Here is a 20,815-nt window from a genome sequence, read left to right as displayed (position 1 = left end):
CGTTCCTTTTTTATGACCTTTGATCGCGTTATTGCCAAATCGCTGGTTGAATGCGAAATAAATGCTAAGAAACACTATACGGACAGGCTAAAATGCGCGCCCGGCTAACCGCTGATCCCTTTTCCATGCGCCCCACAAGGTTCGCTACGTGATCGAGTTTCAAAACGTCCATAAAACTTACCGCGTCGCCGGTAAGGATATTCCCGCGCTGCACTCCACCAGCTTGAGTGTCGAAAACGGCCAGGTGTTCGGCCTGATCGGCCACTCTGGTGCGGGTAAAAGCACCCTGCTGCGTCTGATCAACCGCCTCGAAGAACCGAGTGGCGGGAAGATCACGGTCGACGGCGAAGAAGTCACCGCGCTGGACGCCAACGGCCTGCGCCGTTTCCGCCAGCAGGTCGGGATGATCTTCCAGCACTTCAACCTCCTGGCGTCCAAGACCGTCGCCGACAACGTGGCGCTGCCGCTGACCCTGGCCGGCGAGTTGTCGCGCAAGGAGATCGACCAGCGCGTTGCAGAGTTGCTCGCTCGTGTCGGCCTGTCGGACCACGCCAAGAAGTACCCGGCGCAGTTGTCCGGTGGCCAGAAGCAGCGCGTCGGCATCGCCCGCGCCCTGGCGACCAAGCCAAAGATTTTGCTGTGCGACGAAGCCACCAGCGCCCTCGACCCACAGACCACCGCCTCGGTGCTGCAGCTGCTGGCCGAGATCAACCGCGAGTTGAAGCTGACCATCGTGCTGATCACCCATGAAATGGACGTGATCCGCCGCGTGTGCGACCAGGTGGCCGTGATGGACGCCGGCGTGATCGTCGAGCAAGGCTCGGTGGCCGACGTGTTCCTGCACCCCAAGCACCCGACCACCAAACGCTTCGTGCAAGAGTCCGAGCAGGTCGACGAAAACGAGCAACGCGACGACTTCGCCCACGTACCCGGCCGCATCGTGCGCCTGACGTTTCAGGGTGAAGCGACTTACGCGCCACTGCTGGGCACCGTCGCCCGCGAAACGGGTGTGGACTACAGCATCCTCGCCGGCCGTATCGACCGCATCAAAGACATCCCTTACGGGCAATTGACCCTCGCCGTCACCGGTGGCGACATGGAAGCCGCGTTTGCGCGCTTCACCGCCGCTGACGTCCACATGGAGATCCTGCGCTAATGGACGTCCTGTTGAGTTTCTTCGCCAATATCGACTGGTCCGAAATCTGGCTCGCCACCGGCGACACCATGACCATGCTGTTCGGCTCACTGTTCTTCACCGTGGTGCTCGGTCTGCCGCTGGGCGTGCTGTTGTTCCTGACCAGCCCGCGCCAACTGTTCGAACAGAAAGGCCTGTACGCGCTGCTGTCGCTGATCGTGAATATCCTGCGTTCGCTGCCGTTCATTATTCTGTTGATCGTGATGATCCCGTTCACCGTACTGATCACCGGCACTTCGCTGGGTGTGGCGGGGGCGATTCCACCGCTGGTCGTGGGCGCAACGCCGTTCTTCGCGCGGCTGGTGGAAACCGCCCTGCGTGAAGTGGACCGCGGCATCATCGAAGCCACCCAATCCATGGGCGCCAGCACGCGCCAGATCATCACCAACGCCTTGCTGCCCGAAGCCCGTCCCGGCATTTTCGCGGCGATTACGGTGACGGCGATTACACTGGTGTCCTACACGGCGATGGCCGGTGTCGTCGGTGCCGGTGGCCTGGGTGACCTGGCGATCCGTTTCGGGTACCAGCGCTTCCAGACCGATGTGATGGTGGTCACCGTGGTGATGCTGCTGATCCTGGTGCAAATTCTGCAAACCGTCGGCGACAAGCTGGTGGTGCACTTTTCTCGAAAATAACGGCCATTGCCGGCCGCAAGCCGGTACATGCCCGAACAAGGAGCTTGTTGGATGAAAAAACTACTGGTTGCTTTCGCCGCCGTTGCCGCGTTTTCCGCCCACGCCGAGACCATTACGGTCGCAGCTTCGCCGGTGCCTCATGCGGAAATCCTGGAATTCGTGAAACCTGCGCTCGCCAAAGAAGGCGTAGACCTGCAGGTCAAAGTCTTCACCGACTACGTGCAGCCGAACGTACAAGTCGCTGAAAAGCGCCTGGACGCCAACTTCTTCCAGCACCAGCCGTACCTGGATGAGTTCAACAAGGCCAAGGGCACTCACCTGGTGAGCGTCGGCGCCGTGCACCTGGAACCCCTGGGCGCCTACTCCAGCAAGTACAAGAAGCTGGACGAGCTGCCTAGCGGCGCAAACGTCGTGATCCCGAACGACGCCACCAACGGCGGCCGCGCGCTGTTGCTGCTGGCCAAGAATGGCCTGATCACCCTGAAGGACCCGACCAACATCCTGTCGACCATCAAGGACATCACCCAGAACGAAAAGAACCTGAAGTTCCGCGAACTGGAAGCCGCCACCCTGCCGCGCGTGCTGACCCAGGTCGACCTGGCGCTGATCAACACCAACTACGCGCTGGAAGCCAAGCTGGATCCGTCCAAGGACGCACTGGTCATCGAAGGCAGCGACTCGCCTTACGTGAACATCCTGGTGACGCGCGAAGACAACAAAGACTCGGACGCCGTGAAGAAGCTGGTTGCTGCCCTGCACACGCCTGAAGTGAAGAAATTCATCGAAGAGAAGTACAAAGGCGCGATCAAGCCGGCGTTCTGATCTGACTCGATCTCCCAAACACTGGAGATCAAAAAATGTGGGAGCGGGCTTGCTCGCGAATGCGGAGTGTCAGTCGACGAAGATGTTGGCTGGCCCCCCGCAATCGCAGGCAAGCCAGCTCCCACATCTGTTTTGTGTTGTTGGCAGGGTTGGCGTCCGACTTATTTACGCAGTAGCAAGCCGGGCAATTGCGCTACCAGCTTCTGATTGTTCAACGGCGCCCGGATAAACCCACGCTGGGTCCCATCCGGTCCGATCAGCGCCAGGTTGCCACTGTGGTCGACGGTGTAGTTGGGCTTGCTGGTATCGGCCGGAATGAACGGAATGCTCACCGCATTCGACACCTTCTGCACCTCCTCCACGTTTGCGCCGGTCAGGCCCTGGAACTGCGGGTCGAAGTAGCCCAGGTACTGCTTGAGCTGAGTCGGCGTGTCGCGGTTCGGGTCGACGCTGACCAGGATCACCTGCAACTTATCCACAACGTCCTTGGGCAGTTCGCTCTTGATCTGGCGCAGCTGGGCGAGGGTGGTCGGGCAGATATCCGGGCAGAAGGTGTAGCCGAAGAACAGCAGGCTCCACTTGCCTTTCAATTCGTTGACCACCACTGGCTGGCCGTCCTGGTTGGTCATGGTCACCGGCGGCAACTGACGGCTTTGCGGCAACAGGATGATGCCAGCGTCAATCAAGGCGGTAGGGTCACCCTGGCCTTTGCCCGAGAGCACTTTGTTAACGGTCAGGCCCATGATCAATGCCACCAGGGCCACCAGGATGAAGACAGTTTTTTGAGTTCGAGTCATAGGTTCAACAGTAGGTAGTGGTCAAGGAGCAGCGCGATAAACAGCAGCAGCAAGTACCAGATAGAGTACTTGAAGGTGTTGATCGCCGCGTGCGGCCGACCGCCACGGTACAACACCCAGGCCCATTGCAGAAAGCGCCCGCCCAACAGCAGTGCACACGCAAGGTACAACGGGCCGCTCATGTGGATCACATAGGGCATCAGGCTCACCGCCAGCAAGGCGCAGGTGTAGAGCAGGATATGCACCTTGGTGTAGTGCTCGCCGTGGGTCACCGGCAGCATCGGGATACCCGCCTTGGCGTATTCCTCCTTGCGGTGAATGGCCAGGGCCCAGAAGTGCGGCGGCGTCCAGGCGAAGATGATCAGCATCAACAGCAGGGGCTCGGCGCTGACATGCCCGGTGACCGCGACCCAGCCCAGCAGTGGCGGCGCAGCACCGGCCAGGCCACCGATAACGATATTCTGCGGCGTCGCACGCTTGAGAAAGCCGGTGTAGATCACCGCATAACCGAGCAGCGAGGCCAGCGTCAGCCAAGCCGCCAACGGGTTGGTGAACGCCAGCAACAGCGCCAATCCTGCCACAGCCAGAAACAATGCAAACGCCAACGCCGCCAGCGGCGATACCCGTCCCTCTGCCAGCGGCCGCTTGTGAGTGCGCGCCATCACCGCATCGATACGCCGATCCACCACATGATTGACCGCCGCCGCACCGCCCGCGCACAGGGCAATCCCCAGGTTGCCAAATACCAGTACCGTCCACGGCACGCCTGCACGGGTCGCCAGGAACATCCCCACCAGCGAGGTAATGAGCATCAGCACCACCACCTTCGGCTTGGTCAGCTCCAGGTAATCACGCCAGATCGCCTGACCCTGACGCGCGCCGATCAAGGTCGCCATGGCATTTCTCCTTTAAGGGTGATGAGGCCCGATACGTGTTTACGCGGAATGAAACGCCAACCGAACGGCAACTGGTTGCGCACCCGGACCAGGCTGGTGCGGGCGTGGTAGTTGACCAGAACCAGCGTCAGCAACAAGGCCGCACCACCCGCGTTATGCCCGACCGCAACCGGCAGCGGCAGGTGGAAATACACATTGCTCAGGCCCAGGCAGATTTGCGCCACCAGGGCGATCAGTAGCAAGCCCGCCAAGCGAGTCATACCTACTGCACGCAGTTGCCAGGCCAGGCCGAGCAGCACCAGGCTGACGATGACGGCGCCAATGCGATGGGTCAGGTGGATGGCGGTGCGTGCCTCACTGTCCAGCTGCCCGCCCAGGTAGTTGGGCCCGATGTGCTGTGTAAGATGAAAGCCGTTGGCGAAATCCGCTGCCGGCCACCATTCGCCATGGCACGTCGGCAAATCGATACAGGCCACCGCCGCGTAGTTGGAACTGACCCACCCCCCCAGCGCGATCTGGCCGATCACCAGCACCAGGCCCGCCGTCGCCCAATATTGCAGGCGCCTGGGCACAATCAAGGCGGGCAATACGCCGGACAAGCGCAGGGTCAGCAGAAACAGCAGGCTCAAGGTCGCAAAACCGCCTAACAAATGCCCGGTGACCACCTGCGGCCACAGCTTCAGCGTCACCGTCCACATGCCAAACGCGGCCTGCGCGAATACCACCGCCAGCACAAAGAGCGGCAACTTCACCGGCTGGCCTGGATCGCGCCGATGGCTCCACGAACGCGCGGCCAGCAGCACGATCAGCAAGCCCAGGGTGCCGGCGAAGTAGCGATGGGTCATCTCGGCCCAGCCCTTGTCCGCCTCGACCGGCGTATCAGGGAAATGCAGCTCGGCATGGGCCAACTGGGCTTCGGTCTTCGGCACGCTGATGAAGCCATAGCAGCCCGGCCAATCCGGGCAACCCAGACCGGCGTGGGTCAGGCGCGTATAGGCGCCGAGCAGCACGACGATCAACGCCAGCAGGGTGGCAAACAACGCGAGGCGAAATCCAGGCTTGGCCATGACGATGCCCTTATCCGATGTTCGACAGTTTCAGCAGAAGGCGCAGGTCGTTGAGCAAGTCCTTGCCCTTGACCTTGGCGTCATAGCGCAGCACCAGGTTGCCGTGGGGATCGACAATCCACAGCTGCGCGTCACCCGGCGCGGCGGCGTGCTTGGTGAAGGTCGACAAGTCCAGCGAGTAGCGTTGCAACTGCGGATATTCCACTTTCAGCTTGGCCTCGTACTCCGCGCTCACCGGTTGCGCACTGGCCAGGGCATGGCTGGCACGGGAGGCATCACGGCCCAGGCTGATTTGCAGTTGGCGTGCGAGGTACACCAACTGCTGGCAATCGGCTGCACAGGCGGTGGGCGCGGTCACCAGCAGTTGCCAGCGCTGCTCATCGGCCTGTACGCCTATATCAGCGCGGGTCTGGCCATTACCGATCATCTCTCCGTGGTAGCTGCGGCTCTGCGGTACCCAAAACTGCAGCTTGTACATGAAGGTGGCCAGCGCCATCGGGCCGATCACCATCATCAGAATCAGGATCAACTGCCAACGGCCTTTGCGCCGATCGGGCGTTTCAGACATGTTGAGTGGATTGGTGGCCGCTCCCATGGGGCTTCTCCTTTTTGTTGTGCAATCCGAGGTAGAGATAAAGCGCCAGCAACGCCAGCGACATGGCGAACCACTGCACGGCATACGCCACGTGTTTTTCCGGGCCCATGGCGACGATTGGCCAGGTGGTTTCGTAGGTGCCGGGGCCGGCTTCGGCCCGCAGTTCGTAGGCGAATCCGTTGCGGCCCAGCTCGGACCAGAGCGCGGCAGGGTGCAAGGCCGTCAGCAGACGCGGCCATTGCGCGGTCGTGGGGTCCGCGCGCAACTGGAAGGTTTCGCCAGGCGCGATGTACACCCAGGCGTCAAGATTCACAGGCTGATCCGGCGTGGTGAAGATGGGCGGCGTGCGCCGATCCGGCCAGGGCAGCCAACCGCGATTGAGCAACAGCCACAGGCCGCTGGCCTGGTCGTGGAAGGGTTGCAACAGCTCTACGCCGGCTTTGCCGTCGCGCAGGCGATTGTCGAGAAACACGCTGTGCTCAGCGTCGAATTGACCGCGCAACCGCACGCGGCGAAAGGCGGGGTCAGCCTTGTCGTTGAGCTGCGCGCTGCTGATCGGGTCAGCCGCGCGCCGGTCGGCATAACTGTCCACCAGCAACTGCTTTTCATGGCCGCGAGACAGCTGCCAAAACCCCAGACCCACCATCAACGGCAGCAGCACCAACACCACCACAGTGGGTGCGACGCCTGGACGAAAGCATTTTATGGCGCTGGCTATACTTGTTTTCATTGCCCGCCCATCCCATTGGAGCCAGACCATGCTCAAAGCCGCTATTGCCCTGATGCTGATCGCGACCGTTGTGAGCCTGTTCAGTGGCTTGTTCTTCCTGGCCAAGGACGAGGGCAACTCCAACCGCCTCGTCACTGCCTTGACCGTGCGTGTCGTGCTGGCCGTGATCACCGTGGCGCTGATCGCCTGGGGCTTTTTCAGCGGCCAACTGGTTTCTCATGCGCCGTGGTAGGGCGCCTCACAGCACATAGACGAAGAAAAACAGCCCGATCCACACCACATCCACAAAGTGCCAATACCAACTGGCCGCCTCGAAACCGAACTGGTGCTCGGCATTGAAATGCCCCTTGAGGATGCGCATCAGCATCACGAACAAAATAACGGTGCCAATGGTGACGTGGGCGCCGTGGAAGCCGGTGAGCATGAAGAACGTCGCACCGTACACGCCGGAGCCCAGGGTCAGGCCCAGCTCTTTGTAGGCGTGGATGTATTCCTCAGCCTGGAACCCGAGGAATGCCAGGCCCAACAGCACGGTGATCGCCAACCAAATTTTCAGCGCGCCGCGATGACCTTTGCGCAGCGCATGGTGGGCAATGGTGATGGTCACGCTGGAGCTCACCAGCAGGATGGTGTTCACCAGCGGCAGGCCCCAGGGGCTGATGGTGCCTTCCGGTGCCGGGTACATCTTCGGATCGGGGTTGTTCAGCAACGGCCAGGCAAATTCGAAGTTCGGCCACAGCATGTGCGCAATGCCCTTGTGGCCCTCGCCACCCAGCCACGGACCGGACATGTGCCGTACATAAAAAAGCGCACCGAAGAATGCGATAAAGAACATCACCTCGGAAAAGATGAACCAGGTCATGCCCCAGCGGAACGAGCGGTCCATCTGCGAACTGTACAAACCGGCACGGCTTTCCTTGATCACCGCGCCGAACCAGCCGAACAGCATGTAAGCCAGCAACAGCCCGCCGACGAAAAAGATCCACGGGCCGTGGGATTCCGCGCGCGCGGCCTTGAGGTCGTTGAACCACAGACCCAACCCGTACACCGTGATCAACAGGCCAAACGTGGCAATTATTGGCCATTTGCTTTGTGCTGGTACGTAGTACGTATCATGAGACGACATGTATTCGCTCTCCTGATTGAGGGGGCAAACAGTAGCTAGCCGCCGCTGTGGACAGCCACCGGCGGTTGGCGCGCAGTGATGTCGAACAGCGTGTACGCCAGGGTCAGATGCTTCACATCCTTGGGCATGTCGCGGTCGACGATAAAACGCACCGGCATCTCGATGCGTTGGCCCGGTTGCAGCACTTGCTGGGTGAAGCAAAAGCACTCGGTCTTGTGGAAGTACATCGCCGCTTCGGCCGGGGAAATACTGGGGACGGCCTGGGCAGTCATTGGCTTATCGGTAGGGTTGTGCGCCACGAACAGCATCTCGGTCACCGCGCCCGGGTTAACGACTACCTCGTCAGCCTTGGCATAAAAATCCCAGACCATGTCGATGGCGTTGGTGGACAAAAACTGCACTCGCACCTGGCGCGAGGAATCGACGATCTGCTCGCCCTCGTACTGCCCGGCCGTCTTGCCGTTGATGCCGAATGCCTTGCACATCACGTCGTAGATCGGCACCAGTGCAAAGCCGAAGGCGAACATCGCCACCACCAGGATCAGCAGCCGCGTGACCAGGCGCTTGGTGGGCAAGGACTCAGCCATGGCAGCCTCCCATCGTCCTGTTCATTTGACCTCCGGTGGCGTGGTGAACGTGTGGTACGGCGCAGGCGAAGGGATGCTCCACTCCAGGCCTTCAGCGCCATCCCAAGGCTTGGCCGGCGCGGGCGTACCGCCACGGATGCACTTGATCACAATGAACAGGAAGAAGATCTGCGTGGCGCCGAACATGAACGCGCCGACCGACGAGACCATGTTGAAGTCGGCGAACTGCAGGTTGTAGTCCGGCACCCGCCGCGGCATACCCGCCAGCCCGACGAAGTGCATCGGGAAAAACGCCATGTTCATGCCCACGAAAGACAGCCAGAAGTGCAGCTTGCCCAGGGTTTCGTCGTACATGTGGCCAGTCCATTTCGGCAGCCAGTAGTAGGCCGAAGCGAAGATGCCGAAGATCGCACCGGGCACCAGTACGTAATGGAAATGCGCCACCACGAAATAGGTGTCGTGGTACTGGAAGTCCGCCGGAGCAATCGCCAGCATCAGCCCGGAGAACCCACCGATGGTGAACAGGATCACAAAGGCCACGGCAAACAGCATCGGCGTCTCGAAGGTCAGCGAGCCTTGCCACATGGTGCTGACCCAGTTGAACACCTTCACCCCCGTGGGCACGGCGATCAGCAACGTGGCGTACATGAAGAACAGCTCGCCCACCAGCGGGATGCCCACCACAAACATGTGGTGCGCCCACACGATGAACGAGAGGAACGCGATACTCGCCGTGGCGTAGACCATCGAGGTGTAGCCGAACAGCGGCTTGCGCGAGAAGGTCGGGATGATCGAGCTGACGGCGCCAAAGGCCGGCAGGATCATGATGTACACCTCGGGATGGCCGAAGAACCAGAACACGTGCTGGAACAGCACCGGGTCACCGCCGCCAGCGGCACTGAAGAAGCTGGTGCCGAAGTGGATATCCATCAGCATCATGGTCACGCAACCGGCCAGCACCGGCATGACCGCAATCAGCAGGAATGCGGTGATCAGCCAGGTCCAGACAAACAGCGGCATTTTCATCAACGTCATGCCGGGGGCGCGCAGGTTGAGAATGGTGGCGACCACATTGATCGCGCCCATGATCGAGCTGATGCCCATCAGGTGGATCGCGAAGATGAAGAACGTCACGCTTTCCGGCGCATAGGTGGTCGAGAGCGGGGCGTAGAAGGTCCAGCCGAAGTTCGGCCCACCGCCCGGCGTGAACAGCGTTGAGACCAACAGCAGGAACGCCGCCGGTAACAGCCAGAAGCTGAAGTTGTTCATGCGCGGCAGGGCCATGTCGGGCGCGCCGATCATCAACGGGATCATCCAATTGGCCAGGCCTACAAACGCTGGCATCACCGCGCCGAACACCATGATCAGCCCGTGCATGGTGGTCATCTGGTTGAAGAACGCCGGCTGCACAATCTGCAGGCCTGGCTGGAACAACTCGGCCCGGATCACCATGGCAAATGAGCCGCCGAGCAGGAACATGGCAAAAGCGAACCACAGGTACAGGGTGCCGATGTCTTTGTGGTTGGTGGTCAGCACCCAGCGCATCAACCCCTTGGCGGGGCCGTGGGCATGGTCGGCGTGACCATGGTCATCGATCACAGCGCTCATGGCCGTTCTCCTGCAAGCGAGTGGGCGGGGCGGGTCGAGGTAGACGCCTTGAGGTAAGTCATTTGCTTTCCGCCTGCTTGATGGCCAGCACGTCTTTAGGCGTGACCATGTCGCCTTTGTTGTTGCCCCAGGCATTGCGCTCGTAGGTCACTACGGCAGCGATATCCACTTCCGAGAGCTGTTTGCCAAAGGCCGCCATCGCGGTGCCGGGCTTGCCGTGGTAGACAATGCTCAGGTGATCAGCTGCGGGGCCGGTGGCGATCTTCGAGCCCTTGAGCGCCGGGAACATCGGCGGCAGGCCCTGGCCTTCGGCCTGGTGACAGGCCACGCAGGTGGTGTGGTAGACCTTGTCGCCACGGGCCACCAACTCTTCCAACGTCCACTCTTTAGAGGTCAGCTCCTTGAGCTTGGCGGCCTCTGCCTTGCGCTCGCCAAGCCAGGTCTCGTAATCGGCCTTGGACTTGACCTCGACCACAATGGGCATGAAACCGTGGTCCTTGCCGCACAGTTCGGCGCACTGGCCACGGTAGATGCCGGGTTTCTCAACGCGGGTCCAGGCCTCATTGACGAAACCGGGAATGGCGTCGCGCTTGACCGCAAAGGCCGGCACCCACCAGGAGTGGATCACGTCGGCGGCCGTCACCAGAAAGCGCACCTTGGCGCCCACTGGCAATACCAGGGGCTGGTCGACTTCCAGCAGGTAGTGTTCACCTTTGGTCGCCTGGTTGTGGATCTGCTCGGCAGGCGTGGCCAGGTTGCTGAAGAACTCCACGTCCTGGCCCAGGTATTTGTAATGCCACTTCCACTGGTAGCCGGTGACCTGGATATCGATATCCGACTCACTGCTGTCGTAGATATTAATCAAGGTCTTGGTCGCAGGAATGGCCATCGCGATCAGGATCAACAAGGGCACGACGGTCCAGAGGATTTCCACGGTGGTGCTCTCGTGGAACTTGGCCGCGACCTGGCCCGTGGACCGGCGATGAAGGATCATCGACCAGAACATCGCGCCAAACACGATGATGCCGATCACCACACAGATCCAGAAAATGGTCATGTGCAGGTCGAACACAGCGTGACTGACTTCTGTCGCCCCTGGCGCCATATTCGTTGTCCAGGCGGCATGTGCCTGGCCGAATACCGACCACAACAGGAGGCCCATCCAAACGTGTGGATGTCGCATCATTGCGGGTTCCCCTTATCGTTCTTGTTATCCCGCCGGTTTGCACCTGCGTCGAAGGGAGCGGCTTCCATACTGCTTACAACCGCCTGGCCTTGCCTGCTTATGCAGTCTGGCGTCATCAGCTAATCGCGTACAAACCCGAGTATAGACACGCTCTGCAACCCTGCAATGCGTAGGGGCAAATGAGTAGAAATGACCGGAAATAGCCAATAAAACCGGGAGCGGAATCGTTTATCCGACGAACGATGGCAATTCGATATAACGGTGGCGCATAACCATGAAATAATTATGACAAATGCGTCTTAGACGCTCGTATAAACGAGCTACCTTATCCTCTCCCTTTTCCTACACCTGCATCACTGGAGCTTTCATGAACACCGCCGCATTGCGCGAGCAGATTTCCCGTGCCCATCAACACGAAGCCAGCACAGGCCAGCTTGCCCAGCAACTGGAAAAACAATTGCCGCACCTGCATTCGGCCATCTCCCTGGCTGACGGTGATCGCCACATTGTCATGACCCGCTTTGTCACCGCCTACATCGATCTCGTCCCCGATTTACTCGACGCCGCCAACGACGTGGCCCGCGAAGCGGGTATCGAAAGCCAGATCAAGCCGGTGCTGAAGATCGCCGAGCATTTCTTCCTGCAACCGCCCGCCATCCTCGCCGGCCACGAAGGGCTCGACGGCCTGCTGGACGAGGCCTACCTGGCGCATCGATTGGTGGAAGAGGTGAACGATCTCTATATCAAGCATTTTGGCCAGCCATTGATTCCGGCCGACACGACTGTCGCTAATGTCATCGCCCACCAACTGATCGGCGAAGCCTTCGCCAACCAGTTGGATGAAGCGGTACACCACGCCGTGGATGAAATGCTCAACGAAGACAGCTTTGCGCTGGAGTCGGTCGAAGCCTATCGCGAACAGCTGAAGAGCCCGGACACAGAAGCCGCGTGGAAACGCTGGCCGTGCCTGTCGCGGCAGTTGGGGGTTGAGTTGGCGTTGGATCAGCCCGCCTAGATCTTCGATCTAATACAAAACCCACGTGGGAGCGGGCTTGCTCGCGAATGCGGTGACTCAGTCAACATTTCCGGTGACTGACACCCTGCATTCGCGAGCAAGCCCGCTCCCACATTTTTGATCCGGTTTCGTCAGCTCACAGACGGCGCCGAACCTATCCCCGTCGTCGTCCGCACCCGACCTTCCAACCGGCGCTTCAACCCGCGCGCTTCGATCACCAGCGTCGAGCCCTTGGCCGCATTGGCCCGCCCCCATTCTTCCAGTAGCTCCAGGCAGGAATGGTCGATGTAACTCAAGTTGCTCAACGGCACGTGCACGGTGCTGCCCGCAGGTACCGTCGAGAGCACCTGGGTCAACGCCGGCACCTTCAGGAAGGTCGCCGCCCCCGTCAGACGCAGCTCCATCTCTCCTTCCTGGGGCAAGTCGATCAAGCTGACCTTGAGCCGCGAAGCCTTGAACGCCAGCTTGACCAACGTCAAACCAAAGCCCACCAATACACCGGTCAGCAGGTCGGTAAAGATGATCGCCAACGCCGTGGCTGCGTAGGTAAACATCGGCATCCGCCCATAGCGCCCCAGTGCCTTGAACGCCTTGATGTCCACCAGCTTGATCCCGGTGTACACCAACACACCCGCCAGGCTCGCCACCGGAATGCTTTGCAGCACACTCGACAGCAACAGCACGAACGCCAGCAGCCACAGCCCGTGGAACATCGCCGACAAACGCGTGGTCGCACCGGCCTGCACGTTGGCCGAGCTACGCACGATCACTCCAGTCATCGGCAAGGCACCAAGCAGACCACAGAGCATGTTACCGACACCCTGGGCGGACAACTCCTTATCGAAATCAGAACGCTGACCACTGTGCATGCGGTCGACCGCCGCGGCGGAGAGCAGGGTTTCGGCGCTCGCGATAAACGCCACGGCGAAGGCGGCAATCAGCAACTGGGGGTCAGCGAGGTTGAGCAGGTCGCTGGGACGCAGCCAGTCGATAGCGTCGGCGAGGTTTTCCGGGACTTCCACGCGTTTGACCTGCAACGCCAGCACCAGGCTGACCACCGTGGTCAGGCCTACACCCAACAAGGCACCCGGCACAAAGCGCAGGCGTTGCGGGCGTAATTTGTCCCAGGCGTACATCACCAGCATCGTCGACAAACCGAGCAATCCCGCCTGCCAACCCAGGCCGCCGCCCAGGATAGGAATCGCCTCGGCCAACGCCGCTGGGAACCCCGTCAGGTTATCCAGCCCAGAAGGCTTGGGCGCGCCGTCGAGCATCACGTGAATCTGGGATAACACAATCAATACGCCAATCCCCGCCAGCATACCGTACACCACCGCCGGCGCCGTGACGCGGAACCAGCAGCCCAGGCGCAAACGCCCGGCCACCAGTTGCAGGAAACCCGCCAACAACAGGATCGGCCCGAGCATCAGCATGCCGTGCTGGCGCACCAGCTCGAACACCAACACCGCCAGGCCCGCCGCCGGGCCACTGACCTGCAGCGGCGAGCCTGCCAACCAACCCACCACCAGGCCACCGATGATTCCGGTGATCAAGCCCTTGGCCGGGGGCATGCCTGAGGCAATCGCGATCCCCATGCACAGCGGCAGGGCGACCAGAAACACAACCACAGAGGCGAGCAGCTCCCGTGGCAGTACAGCTTTCAATTGAGCAGCACGCATGATGACTCTCCCGAGGCATTTACCGGGCGCGGCAAAGCCTGGCTGCGTCCATGGCAGCCACCGCTTTACCCGGCAGGGAAGTGTTTTAGAAGCGCGCTTTAGGCGTCGCGGAAGGAATCGGCCCGTCGCCGCTCAATGGGCGGAACGCAGACTGGTCCGCATCGTAGGCCCGGATTTCACTGGTCTCGATGTTGTAGATCCAACCATGAATAAATAAATGACCGTTGGCCATGCGCGAAGCCACGGAGGGGTGGGTGCGCAAATGTTGCAGCTGGGCGATGACGTTTTCTTCGGTCAGCACCTTCATGCTCTCGCCTTCGTTGGCGCAGTCGCAATTGTCATGGACCATGGTCTTGGCGACCTCGGCATGCCGCAACCAGGCTTTGACCGTCGGCATCTTCTCCAGGCTGTCGGGGTTGAGTACCGCGCGCATGGCGCCGCAATCGGAGTGCCCGCAGACGATGATGTGCTGTACGCCCAAGGCCAGTACCGCGTACTCGATGGCCGTGGACACACCGCCGTTCATCTGGCCGTAAGGCGGCACCACGTTGCCGACGTTACGCGTCACGAACAGGTCGCCAGGCGAACTTTGGGTGATCAGCTCGGGCACGATGCGCGAGTCGGCACAGGTAATGAACATCGCCCGTGGGCTCTGAGCCGTGGCAAGTTTTTTGAAGAGCTCTTCCTGCTGGGGGAAGACGTCGTGATGGAAATGCAAAAAGCCGTCAACGATATGCTTTAGCGCTGCATCGGCGGTTTCAGCCACCGAAGAGGCAGAAGCCGACGCAGCCAACGGCTGTTTATCCTTGTCACTCATGATTCATCCTCTTGATTAATGCAGGGGAGTTTTCAGGTCAGTTCGACGCTTAGCCAATGGAAAAGTTGTAATACGCCAGAGGCCAGAGCGCCGACTCATCAGTCAGTCGCTGAACAAGGTAACCGTCGAAACTTAACTCAAACTGAATGAACCGCTCTAGATCGCGGGTTTCAGTGATATCAAAACGCGACCATTCCTACAGGAGTTTCGCGTTTCACCTCTTCAGTTTACAACAAAGCCATCTGTCTGCCCGGAGGGCAAAAGGCCGTGCAATCCAGATTAAAACCTTCCCGCCGATCAAGACCAAGACGCTTGATCGCTTTACTGAAGCGTTGAGCCAGCAAGTCGGCAAACGGCCCTTCACCCCGCATGCGCACGCCAAAGCGGCTGTCATACACTTCACCACCACGCACCTGGCGCACCAGGCTCATCACATGGGTCGCGCGCTGCGGGTAATGCGCCGCCAGCCACTCCTCGAACAGCGGTGCCACCTCCAGCGGCAGGCGCAGCATCATGTACGCGGCACTTTGCGCGCCAGCGGCATGGGCCTCGGTCAGCAGACTCTCCAATTCACTGTCGTTGATCATCGGGATCATGGGCGAACACAACACGCCCACCGGAACCCCCGCCTCACGCATCACCCGAATCGCCCGCAACCGCGCCTTGGGCGCCGCCGTGCGTGGCTCCAGGATGCGCTTGAGTTCGTCGTCCAGGCTGGTGAGGCTGATCATCACGGCCACCAGCCGCTGGCGCGCCAACTCAGTGAGCAGGTCCAGATCGCGCAAAATCAGCGATCCCTTGGTGATAATGGTCACCGGGTGGCGATAGCGCAGCAGCACTTCCAGGATTTGCCGGGTGATCTTGTACTCGCGCTCGATCGGCTGGTACGGGTCGGTATTGGACCCCAGATTGATCGGCGCGCACACATAACCCGGCTTCGACAGTTGCTGCTCCAACACATCGGCGGCGTTGGTCTTGGCGATCAGTTTGGTTTCGAAATCCAACCCCGGTGACATATCCCAATAAGCATGGCTGGGCCGCGCATAGCAGTAGATGCAGCCATGCTCGCAGCCACGGTAGGGGTTGATCGAACGATCAAACGGCAGGTCCGGCGAGTTGTTGCGGGTGATGATGCTCTTGGCCGTCTCGATACGCACTTCAGTGCCCTGGGTCGGTGGCACTTCCTGAAACCAACCATCGTCCTCGGCCACGCTCACCGTAGGCGCAAAGCGGTTATGCAGGTTGGTGGCCGTGCCTCGGCCACGGGGCGGCAGGAGAGAACTCATGGGCATACCTCTATACTGTATCCACATACAGTATTTGAACCTGGCATTTCGCGCCAGCACCGTCGAGCGGGAAGTTTCGAGGCCATCTCCTGACAGCTGAAAACGCACCGTATTACATACGAACTTTCACGACATAAATCGCCACACTTGAGTCGTGGATTAAACTTTTGTTCTGCAACTATGATCCAGTCTCAACTTAGTAACCAACCAGAAGGACCTCTATATGTCTCAGGACGAACTGCGCTTAACGTGTGAGGATTTTGAAAAAGATAACAGCCCTGAAGTGTTGCTCGAACGTTTTAACAATGGGGTTCTTTCGTACGCCATGTACGCCTCTTCATCCAGGAAAGACGGCCACTACGACACCACATCATCGCCAACGGACCTGGACAATGACGGCGACTTTGACGACGAGGACAAGGCATTTTTTCTGACCATGGCCAACGCGTTTGCAATGACCTGCCAGAAAACTCGGAATTAAACTAATTACACCGACTAACTACAGCCGCCCAACTTATATCAATAACCTATAAGTTGGGCTTCCCACTCTAACTTTAGTTAATTCTTATCGCCCGATTTTTTACGTATGTCTGCAACTTGAGCAGCACTGATTGCGCCACCTGTATTACCCCAGCTGCCCCGGACAAAACTGACAACATCAGCCACTTCCTGATCCGACAGGCGCCAAGCGAATGCCGGCATGGTGAACGTGGACGGTGCCGTGTGAGTGGCCGGCAAGGTACCACCGTTCAACACGATATTGATCAATGACGTGGCATCCGCCGTCTGCAACACCGGGTTGCCCGCCAGCGCTGGGAACACCCGTGTGTAGCCATGGCCGTCGGTACGGTGGCAGGCCGCGCAGTTGTCGATATACACCGAGGCGCCCCGCTGGCTGTCGTCGCCTTTCCACAAGGCCTCGGCCACTTGCTTGTCATACGTGTGCGGTGAGTCCTTGGGGTCCACCGCCGGTAAACTCTTGAGGTAACGGGCGATAGCCGTCAGGTCATTTTCCGACATGTACTGCATGCTGTGGACGACAACGTCGCTCATGCCACCAAATACTGCGCTGCGGTCACTGCGGCCGGTCTTGAGGAACTGCACCAGTTGCTCCTCGCTCCAGCTACCGAGGCCGTCCTTGTGATCGCCACGCAGGCTTTTCGCGATCCAGCCTTCGAGCGGCGCGCTGCCGGCCAGGAAGGCGTTGCCGTCAGTGGCACTCAGGGCTTTTTCCTGCATGGTCAACGCCCGTGGCGTATGGCACGCACCGCAATGGCCAAGGCCCTCCACCAGGTAGGCACCCCGGCTGATCACCGGGTCGACGACGGCTTGCGCCTGATGCTCCTCGACGGCAGGCGCAAACATCCAGCGCCATGCCGCCAACGGCCAGCGCATGCTCAAGGGCCACGGAATGTCACTGTCCTTGTTCTCTTGAGCGACGGGTTCCACCCCCTTCATGAAGTACGCGTACAACGCCTGCATATCGCTGTCGCTGACACGTGCGTAAGACGGGTAGGGCATCGCCGGGTAGAGCGTACTACCGCTCTTGGCGACGCCATGGCGCACAGCCTTGTCGAAGTCTTCGAAGCTGTAGTCGCCCAGGCCGGTCTTGTCCGGGGTGATGTTGGTGGAATAGATCACGCCAATGGGGGTTTCCATTGGCAGGCCACCGGCAAACGGTTTTCCACCCTTCGCGGTGTGGCAGGCCACGCAGTCACCCGCGCGGGCCAGGTATTCACCTTGCTTGATCAAGTCAGTTTCAGCGGCGCTGACAGAGCAACTGCTGAAAAGCGCGAAGGTCGCGATAACAAGTGCTTTCATGGTCATCGCTCCTTATGCCTGAACCAGTGGGCCGGGGTTTTTCAGGTACTGCTCGCGGATCGCCCGCGCCGACCAGTAGGTCAACGCCGCCACCAGGCCTGTAGGGTTGTAGCCCAAGCCTTGTGGGAAAGCGGATGCACCTGGGACAAACACGTTGTGCACATCCCAGCACTGCAGGTAGCGATTCAATGCACTGGTTTTCGGGTCGGTGCCCATGATCGCGCCACCGTTGAGGTGGGTGGTCTGGTACGACGCCGTGTTGAAGTGTTCGCCGACTTTTTTGCCGAGCACAGCAATTGCCTTGGGGTTCATCGCTTCAGCGACCTTGCCCATTTTCTCGACCATGAAGCGGTTCATCTTGATGTCGTTTTCCTGCCAATCGAACGTCATCCGCAGCAACGGCTGGCCGTAGGCATCGCGGTACACCGGGTCCAGATCCAGGTAGTTACCCCGGTAGGACTGATGGGCACCGTGGGCATCCATCGACACCTGGTGGGTGTAGTAATCGGCGGTGGCGCGCTTCCAGGCGCTGCCCCACGCCGGGGTGCCCGGCGGGTTGGACGTACCGGCAATCGGTCGACTGCCGGCCTGGTTGACCCACATCGGCGAACCGCCCACAAAGCCATGGGGCCCGTGGTCGAAGTTGTCGGCGTTGAAATCATCGATGGCCACGCCATTGCCGCCGGCGCCGATGAAGTTGTTGGTGTGGGTGTCCTTGTCGAAGAACGCCTTGATGGTGGCCATGTTCTGGTAGGCGAAGTTTCTGCCCACCACGCCCTCGTTGGTGATCGGGTCGTAGGGCTTGCCGATACCGGAGAGCAGCATCAAGCGCACATTGTGGAACTGGAATGCGCCGAGGATCACCAACTCCGCTGGTTGCTCGCATTCCCGGCCCTGGGCGTCGATGTACGTCACGCCAGTGGCCTTGCTCTTGGTGCTGTCGAGGTTGACCTTGAGCACGTGGGAATTGGGCCGCAGTTCAAAGTTCGGCACCTGGCGCAACGCCGGCAGGATGTTCACGTTCGGCGATGCCTTGGAATACATGTAGCAGACGTAGCCGCTGCAAAAACCACAAAAATTGCACGGCCCCATCTGGGCGCCATAGGGATTGGTGTAAGGCCCCGAAGTGTTGGCTGAGGGCAGGTTGTAGGGTTTGTAACCCACCTCGGCAGCCGCTTTCTGAAACAGCTGTGCGGAGACGGTGTTTTTCTGCGACTCCAGCGGGAAAGGGTTGGAGCGATCCGGCGCATACGGGTTACCGCCACGGCCTTCGCCTACCAATTGCCCTTTTACGGTCCAAGCCTGTCCAGAGGTGCCGAAGACTTTTTCCGCGTAGTCGAAAAACGGTTCCAGCTCTTCGTAGCTCACGCCGAAGTCCTGGATGGTCATGTCCTTGGGAATGAAGTGTTTGCCGTAGCGTTCTTCATAGTGGCTGCGCATGCGCAACTCGATCGGGTCGACACGGAAATGCACGCCGGACCAGTGCAGGCCCGCTCCGCCCACCCCATTGCCCGGCAGAAATGCGCCCAGCTGACGGTTGGGCAGGGCAACGTCATTCACGCTATGGCGAATGGTCACTGTCTCCTTGGAGATGTCCTGGAAGAGTTTTTTACGCACGCTGTAGGTCAATTCGTCGATGACCTGGGGATAGTTGCCGTCGGGGTAAGTGTCCTGCATAGGACCGCGCTCCAGCGCTACCACGTTGAGGCCTGCTTCTGTCAGCTCCTTGGCCATGATCGCGCCGGTCCAGCCGAAGCCTACGATCACTGCATCCACTTTCTTCATAATGGTCGCCACGTTTATGCCCTCTCGCCGCGGATGGAAACTGCCGGGAAGGGGTATTGCTCGTTGCGTTCAACCCAGTCCATGAAATCGGCGCGGGCGCCGGGAAAACCGATCATGGTCCAGCCGACCATGCCTTTGTTGCCGCCGTGGATCGGGTCGCAGAAGAAGCCTTCCTTGGTGTTTTGCAGCAACAGGTTGAAGAACAGCTTTGGTGGCACCGCCTCGAAATGCGCCGTCACCTCACTGCCGCCCGCCTCCAGACGACGTAACATGTCGTCTCGGGTAGCGCTGTCTTGCGCAGCAAAAACTTTGCCGTTGAACGCTTTCGACCATGCATCCGTCGCGGCAATGCCCAGGCGATAGATCTCCTTGGGCACCAATTTGCTCTGCCACCCCATCTCCGGCGGCGCATCGGCGTTGAATGGGCCTTGCATGAACCACAGGGCTCCGCTGGCGTAAGGCGTGTTCATCTGGCGGTCGATGTATTCCGGCGCACCCGCTTCCAGAGCGCCTGGGCCTTGGGCATCGGCGGGGATCAATTGCGCGACGGCGGCATTGATAAACGTCCACTCCTCAGCCGTGAAATAAGTTGGCTCGTAGGCCTTTTCGCTGGCTGCAGGCTGGACGGGCGCGGCCTGGGCCGGCTCAGGCGTCGCCATCAGCATCGAGCCGCCAAGGCCGGTGCTGGCAACCGTGACCACCGGGATCAAGGTCAAGGATTTGCGCAGAAAGTCACGCCGGGGGTTGTCTTGATCTTGATCAGACATGGTGGCACCTCATCATGTGGTCACGGGTTTATCAGCCGGCTTCTAGTGAGCGATTTGGCTTTTTAAGAAATCAATAGTTACAAATGATAGCAGGCTATGTATCAGGAAAAGCGTTTCAGCGACTAAAGACTGAGTATTCACAGTCCTTTGACGGGCCCCAACCTGAGTGCCATTCACCGAGCTCCTGCTCGGCCATGTCAACAATGCTCAAGAATCAAGGGCTGCCGGTCTTCGGCCCCAGCAATGGCTTCAAGGATGGTGTTCGCTACATGATGGGAGCCGATGTCGACAAATTGCGCACGACTTTGGGGAATGGCGATTGCAGCATCAGCGCGTTTGCGTTGAGCGCGATGAGGGACTGGATCACGACAACGGGAAAAGAAGAGAAACAACAGTAGGAG

General features: G+C 59.9%; 21 protein-coding genes and 1 pseudogene. 7 read left to right on the top strand and 15 right to left on the bottom strand.

Going from position 1 to position 20,815, the window contains the following annotated elements; all coding sequences use genetic code 11:
* Positions 1 to 148 precede the first annotated feature (148 nt).
* Genes BMZ57_RS13380 through BMZ57_RS13370 form a run of 3 tightly spaced genes read left to right on the top strand, consistent with a single transcriptional unit; the run spans position 149 to position 2,652 of the window.
* Positions 149 to 1,156, top strand: a complete 1,008-nt coding sequence (locus tag BMZ57_RS13380; protein WP_010207815.1) for a methionine ABC transporter ATP-binding protein — start codon at positions 149 to 151, stop codon at positions 1,154 to 1,156.
* Complete coding sequence (locus BMZ57_RS13375) at positions 1,156 to 1,830, top strand: methionine ABC transporter permease (protein WP_010207814.1); 675 nt, start codon at positions 1,156 to 1,158, stop codon at positions 1,828 to 1,830. The genes BMZ57_RS13380 and BMZ57_RS13375 overlap by 1 nt, the downstream gene beginning before the upstream one ends.
* A gap of 51 nt (positions 1,831 to 1,881) precedes the next feature.
* Positions 1,882 to 2,652: a MetQ/NlpA family ABC transporter substrate-binding protein gene (locus tag BMZ57_RS13370; protein WP_010207813.1), complete on the top strand. Its 771-nt coding sequence runs from the start codon at positions 1,882 to 1,884 to the stop codon at positions 2,650 to 2,652.
* Positions 2,653 to 2,813: 161 nt separating this feature from the next.
* On the opposite strand, the gene BMZ57_RS13365 is transcribed toward BMZ57_RS13370, so the two are convergent.
* The 5 genes from BMZ57_RS13365 to BMZ57_RS13345 are packed head-to-tail and all read right to left on the bottom strand — an operon-like array spanning position 2,814 to position 6,737.
* A complete protein-coding gene (locus BMZ57_RS13365) occupies positions 2,814 to 3,449 on the bottom strand; it encodes an SCO family protein (RefSeq protein ID WP_010207811.1) in 636 nt (211 codons plus the stop codon).
* Positions 3,446 to 4,345 (bottom strand): heme o synthase, encoded by a 900-nt coding sequence (gene cyoE / locus BMZ57_RS13360; RefSeq protein ID WP_069672984.1) that lies wholly within the window; start codon positions 4,343 to 4,345, stop codon positions 3,446 to 3,448. The genes BMZ57_RS13365 and cyoE overlap by 4 nt, the downstream gene beginning before the upstream one ends.
* Positions 4,333 to 5,412, bottom strand: coding sequence for a COX15/CtaA family protein (locus tag BMZ57_RS13355; protein ID WP_010207809.1), 1,080 nt, complete (start codon positions 5,410 to 5,412; stop codon positions 4,333 to 4,335). Before BMZ57_RS13355 ends, cyoE begins: the two co-directional genes overlap by 13 nt.
* A gap of 10 nt (positions 5,413 to 5,422) precedes the next feature.
* Positions 5,423 to 6,007, bottom strand: coding sequence for a PA_0111/PP_0108 family redox-active disulfide protein (locus BMZ57_RS13350; RefSeq protein WP_021491405.1), 585 nt, complete (start codon positions 6,005 to 6,007; stop codon positions 5,423 to 5,425).
* Positions 5,973 to 6,737: an SURF1 family protein gene (locus BMZ57_RS13345; RefSeq protein ID WP_029529042.1), complete on the bottom strand. Its 765-nt coding sequence runs from the start codon at positions 6,735 to 6,737 to the stop codon at positions 5,973 to 5,975. The genes BMZ57_RS13350 and BMZ57_RS13345 overlap by 35 nt, the downstream gene beginning before the upstream one ends.
* A 28-nt stretch (positions 6,738 to 6,765) precedes the next feature.
* Between BMZ57_RS13345 and BMZ57_RS13340 the strand changes: the two genes are divergently transcribed.
* A complete protein-coding gene (locus BMZ57_RS13340; RefSeq protein ID WP_010207805.1) occupies positions 6,766 to 6,969 on the top strand; it encodes a twin transmembrane helix small protein in 204 nt (67 codons plus the stop codon).
* Positions 6,970 to 6,975: 6 nt separating this feature from the next.
* On the opposite strand, the gene BMZ57_RS13335 is transcribed toward BMZ57_RS13340, so the two are convergent.
* The 4 genes from BMZ57_RS13335 to coxB are packed head-to-tail and all read right to left on the bottom strand — an operon-like array spanning position 6,976 to position 11,244.
* Positions 6,976 to 7,863 (bottom strand): cytochrome c oxidase subunit 3, encoded by an 888-nt coding sequence (locus BMZ57_RS13335; protein ID WP_010207803.1) that lies wholly within the window; start codon positions 7,861 to 7,863, stop codon positions 6,976 to 6,978.
* Between the two features lie 35 nt (positions 7,864 to 7,898).
* Positions 7,899 to 8,450, bottom strand: a complete 552-nt coding sequence (locus BMZ57_RS13330) for a cytochrome c oxidase assembly protein (RefSeq protein ID WP_010207802.1) — start codon at positions 8,448 to 8,450, stop codon at positions 7,899 to 7,901.
* Between the two features lie 21 nt (positions 8,451 to 8,471).
* Complete coding sequence (gene ctaD, locus BMZ57_RS13325; protein ID WP_010207801.1) at positions 8,472 to 10,058, bottom strand: cytochrome c oxidase subunit I; 1,587 nt, start codon at positions 10,056 to 10,058, stop codon at positions 8,472 to 8,474.
* A 58-nt stretch (positions 10,059 to 10,116) separates the two neighbouring features.
* Complete coding sequence (gene coxB, locus BMZ57_RS13320; RefSeq protein ID WP_010207796.1) at positions 10,117 to 11,244, bottom strand: cytochrome c oxidase subunit II; 1,128 nt, start codon at positions 11,242 to 11,244, stop codon at positions 10,117 to 10,119.
* Between the two features lie 367 nt (positions 11,245 to 11,611).
* On the opposite strand from coxB, the gene BMZ57_RS13315 reads away from it, so the two are divergent.
* Entirely contained in the window at positions 11,612 to 12,259 is a 648-nt protein-coding gene (locus BMZ57_RS13315) for a hypothetical protein (RefSeq protein ID WP_021491407.1), read from the top strand.
* A gap of 131 nt (positions 12,260 to 12,390) precedes the next feature.
* Here the strand turns inward: BMZ57_RS13315 and BMZ57_RS13310 are convergent, their stop codons facing one another.
* The 3 genes from BMZ57_RS13310 to BMZ57_RS13300 all read right to left on the bottom strand — a co-directional run bounded on the left by BMZ57_RS13310 (position 12,391) and on the right by BMZ57_RS13300 (position 16,041).
* A complete protein-coding gene (locus BMZ57_RS13310; RefSeq protein ID WP_010207793.1) occupies positions 12,391 to 13,938 on the bottom strand; it encodes a SulP family inorganic anion transporter in 1,548 nt (515 codons plus the stop codon).
* A gap of 85 nt (positions 13,939 to 14,023) precedes the next feature.
* Positions 14,024 to 14,755 carry a carbonic anhydrase gene (locus BMZ57_RS13305; RefSeq protein ID WP_010207792.1) on the bottom strand — a complete coding sequence of 244 codons (732 nt, stop codon included), beginning with the start codon at positions 14,753 to 14,755 and terminating at the stop codon, positions 14,024 to 14,026.
* 227 nt (positions 14,756 to 14,982) lie between these two features.
* Positions 14,983 to 16,041, bottom strand: coding sequence for a PA0069 family radical SAM protein (locus tag BMZ57_RS13300; protein WP_010207791.1), 1,059 nt, complete (start codon positions 16,039 to 16,041; stop codon positions 14,983 to 14,985).
* 223 nt (positions 16,042 to 16,264) lie between these two features.
* On the opposite strand from BMZ57_RS13300, the gene BMZ57_RS13295 reads away from it, so the two are divergent.
* Positions 16,265 to 16,522 carry a hypothetical protein gene (locus BMZ57_RS13295; protein WP_010207789.1) on the top strand — a complete coding sequence of 86 codons (258 nt, stop codon included), beginning with the start codon at positions 16,265 to 16,267 and terminating at the stop codon, positions 16,520 to 16,522.
* 77 nt (positions 16,523 to 16,599) lie between these two features.
* Here BMZ57_RS13295 and BMZ57_RS13290 read toward each other — a convergent pair whose 3' ends face one another.
* Genes BMZ57_RS13290 through BMZ57_RS13280 form a run of 3 tightly spaced genes read right to left on the bottom strand, consistent with a single transcriptional unit; the run spans position 16,600 to position 20,414 of the window.
* Complete coding sequence (locus BMZ57_RS13290) at positions 16,600 to 17,862, bottom strand: cytochrome c (RefSeq protein ID WP_032882676.1); 1,263 nt, start codon at positions 17,860 to 17,862, stop codon at positions 16,600 to 16,602.
* Between the two features lie 12 nt (positions 17,863 to 17,874).
* Positions 17,875 to 19,659: a GMC family oxidoreductase gene (locus tag BMZ57_RS13285; protein WP_010207781.1), complete on the bottom strand. Its 1,785-nt coding sequence runs from the start codon at positions 19,657 to 19,659 to the stop codon at positions 17,875 to 17,877.
* Positions 19,660 to 19,661: 2 nt separating this feature from the next.
* The gene (locus BMZ57_RS13280; RefSeq protein ID WP_010207780.1) at positions 19,662 to 20,414 is read right to left on the bottom strand and encodes a gluconate 2-dehydrogenase subunit 3 family protein; all 753 of its coding nucleotides are present in this window, start codon (positions 20,412 to 20,414) and stop codon (positions 19,662 to 19,664) included.
* A gap of 221 nt (positions 20,415 to 20,635) precedes the next feature.
* On the opposite strand from BMZ57_RS13280, the pseudogene BMZ57_RS13275 reads away from it, so the two are divergent.
* A pseudogene (locus BMZ57_RS13275) lies at positions 20,636 to 20,812 on the top strand (protein tyrosine phosphatase); the annotation flags it as partial.
* Between the last annotated feature and the right edge of the window lie 3 nt (positions 20,813 to 20,815).

It is taken from the genome of Pseudomonas simiae (assembly GCF_900111895.1).
Lineage (GTDB): Bacteria > Pseudomonadota > Gammaproteobacteria > Pseudomonadales > Pseudomonadaceae > Aquipseudomonas > Aquipseudomonas simiae.
This window is presented reverse-complemented; position numbering and strand designations above follow the sequence as displayed.

Bases quoted from the DNA above. Each gene is read 5' to 3' on its own strand.
- cyoE (WP_069672984.1), bottom strand. From the start codon at position 4,345: ATGGCGACCTTGATCGGCGCGCGTCAGGGTCAGGCGATCTGGCGTGAT.
- BMZ57_RS13290 (WP_032882676.1), bottom strand. From the start codon at position 17,862: ATGAAAGCACTTGTTATCGCGACCTTCGCGCTTTTCAGCAGTTGCTCT.
- ctaD (WP_010207801.1), bottom strand. From the start codon at position 10,058: ATGAGCGCTGTGATCGATGACCATGGTCACGCCGACCATGCCCACGGC.
- BMZ57_RS13300 (WP_010207791.1), bottom strand. From the start codon at position 16,041: ATGAGTTCTCTCCTGCCGCCCCGTGGCCGAGGCACGGCCACCAACCTG.
- BMZ57_RS13305 (WP_010207792.1), bottom strand. From the start codon at position 14,755: ATGAGTGACAAGGATAAACAGCCGTTGGCTGCGTCGGCTTCTGCCTCT.
- BMZ57_RS13310 (WP_010207793.1), bottom strand. From the start codon at position 13,938: ATGCGTGCTGCTCAATTGAAAGCTGTACTGCCACGGGAGCTGCTCGCC.
- BMZ57_RS13375 (WP_010207814.1), top strand. From the start codon at position 1,156: ATGGACGTCCTGTTGAGTTTCTTCGCCAATATCGACTGGTCCGAAATC.
- BMZ57_RS13355 (WP_010207809.1), bottom strand. From the start codon at position 5,412: ATGGCCAAGCCTGGATTTCGCCTCGCGTTGTTTGCCACCCTGCTGGCG.
- BMZ57_RS13370 (WP_010207813.1), top strand. From the start codon at position 1,882: ATGAAAAAACTACTGGTTGCTTTCGCCGCCGTTGCCGCGTTTTCCGCC.
- BMZ57_RS13335 (WP_010207803.1), bottom strand. From the start codon at position 7,863: ATGTCGTCTCATGATACGTACTACGTACCAGCACAAAGCAAATGGCCA.
- BMZ57_RS13315 (WP_021491407.1), top strand. From the start codon at position 11,612: ATGAACACCGCCGCATTGCGCGAGCAGATTTCCCGTGCCCATCAACAC.
- BMZ57_RS13295 (WP_010207789.1), top strand. From the start codon at position 16,265: ATGTCTCAGGACGAACTGCGCTTAACGTGTGAGGATTTTGAAAAAGAT.
- BMZ57_RS13340 (WP_010207805.1), top strand. From the start codon at position 6,766: ATGCTCAAAGCCGCTATTGCCCTGATGCTGATCGCGACCGTTGTGAGC.
- BMZ57_RS13280 (WP_010207780.1), bottom strand. From the start codon at position 20,414: ATGTCTGATCAAGATCAAGACAACCCCCGGCGTGACTTTCTGCGCAAA.
- BMZ57_RS13365 (WP_010207811.1), bottom strand. From the start codon at position 3,449: ATGACTCGAACTCAAAAAACTGTCTTCATCCTGGTGGCCCTGGTGGCA.
- BMZ57_RS13350 (WP_021491405.1), bottom strand. From the start codon at position 6,007: ATGGGAGCGGCCACCAATCCACTCAACATGTCTGAAACGCCCGATCGG.
- BMZ57_RS13345 (WP_029529042.1), bottom strand. From the start codon at position 6,737: ATGAAAACAAGTATAGCCAGCGCCATAAAATGCTTTCGTCCAGGCGTC.
- BMZ57_RS13330 (WP_010207802.1), bottom strand. From the start codon at position 8,450: ATGGCTGAGTCCTTGCCCACCAAGCGCCTGGTCACGCGGCTGCTGATC.
- coxB (WP_010207796.1), bottom strand. From the start codon at position 11,244: ATGATGCGACATCCACACGTTTGGATGGGCCTCCTGTTGTGGTCGGTA.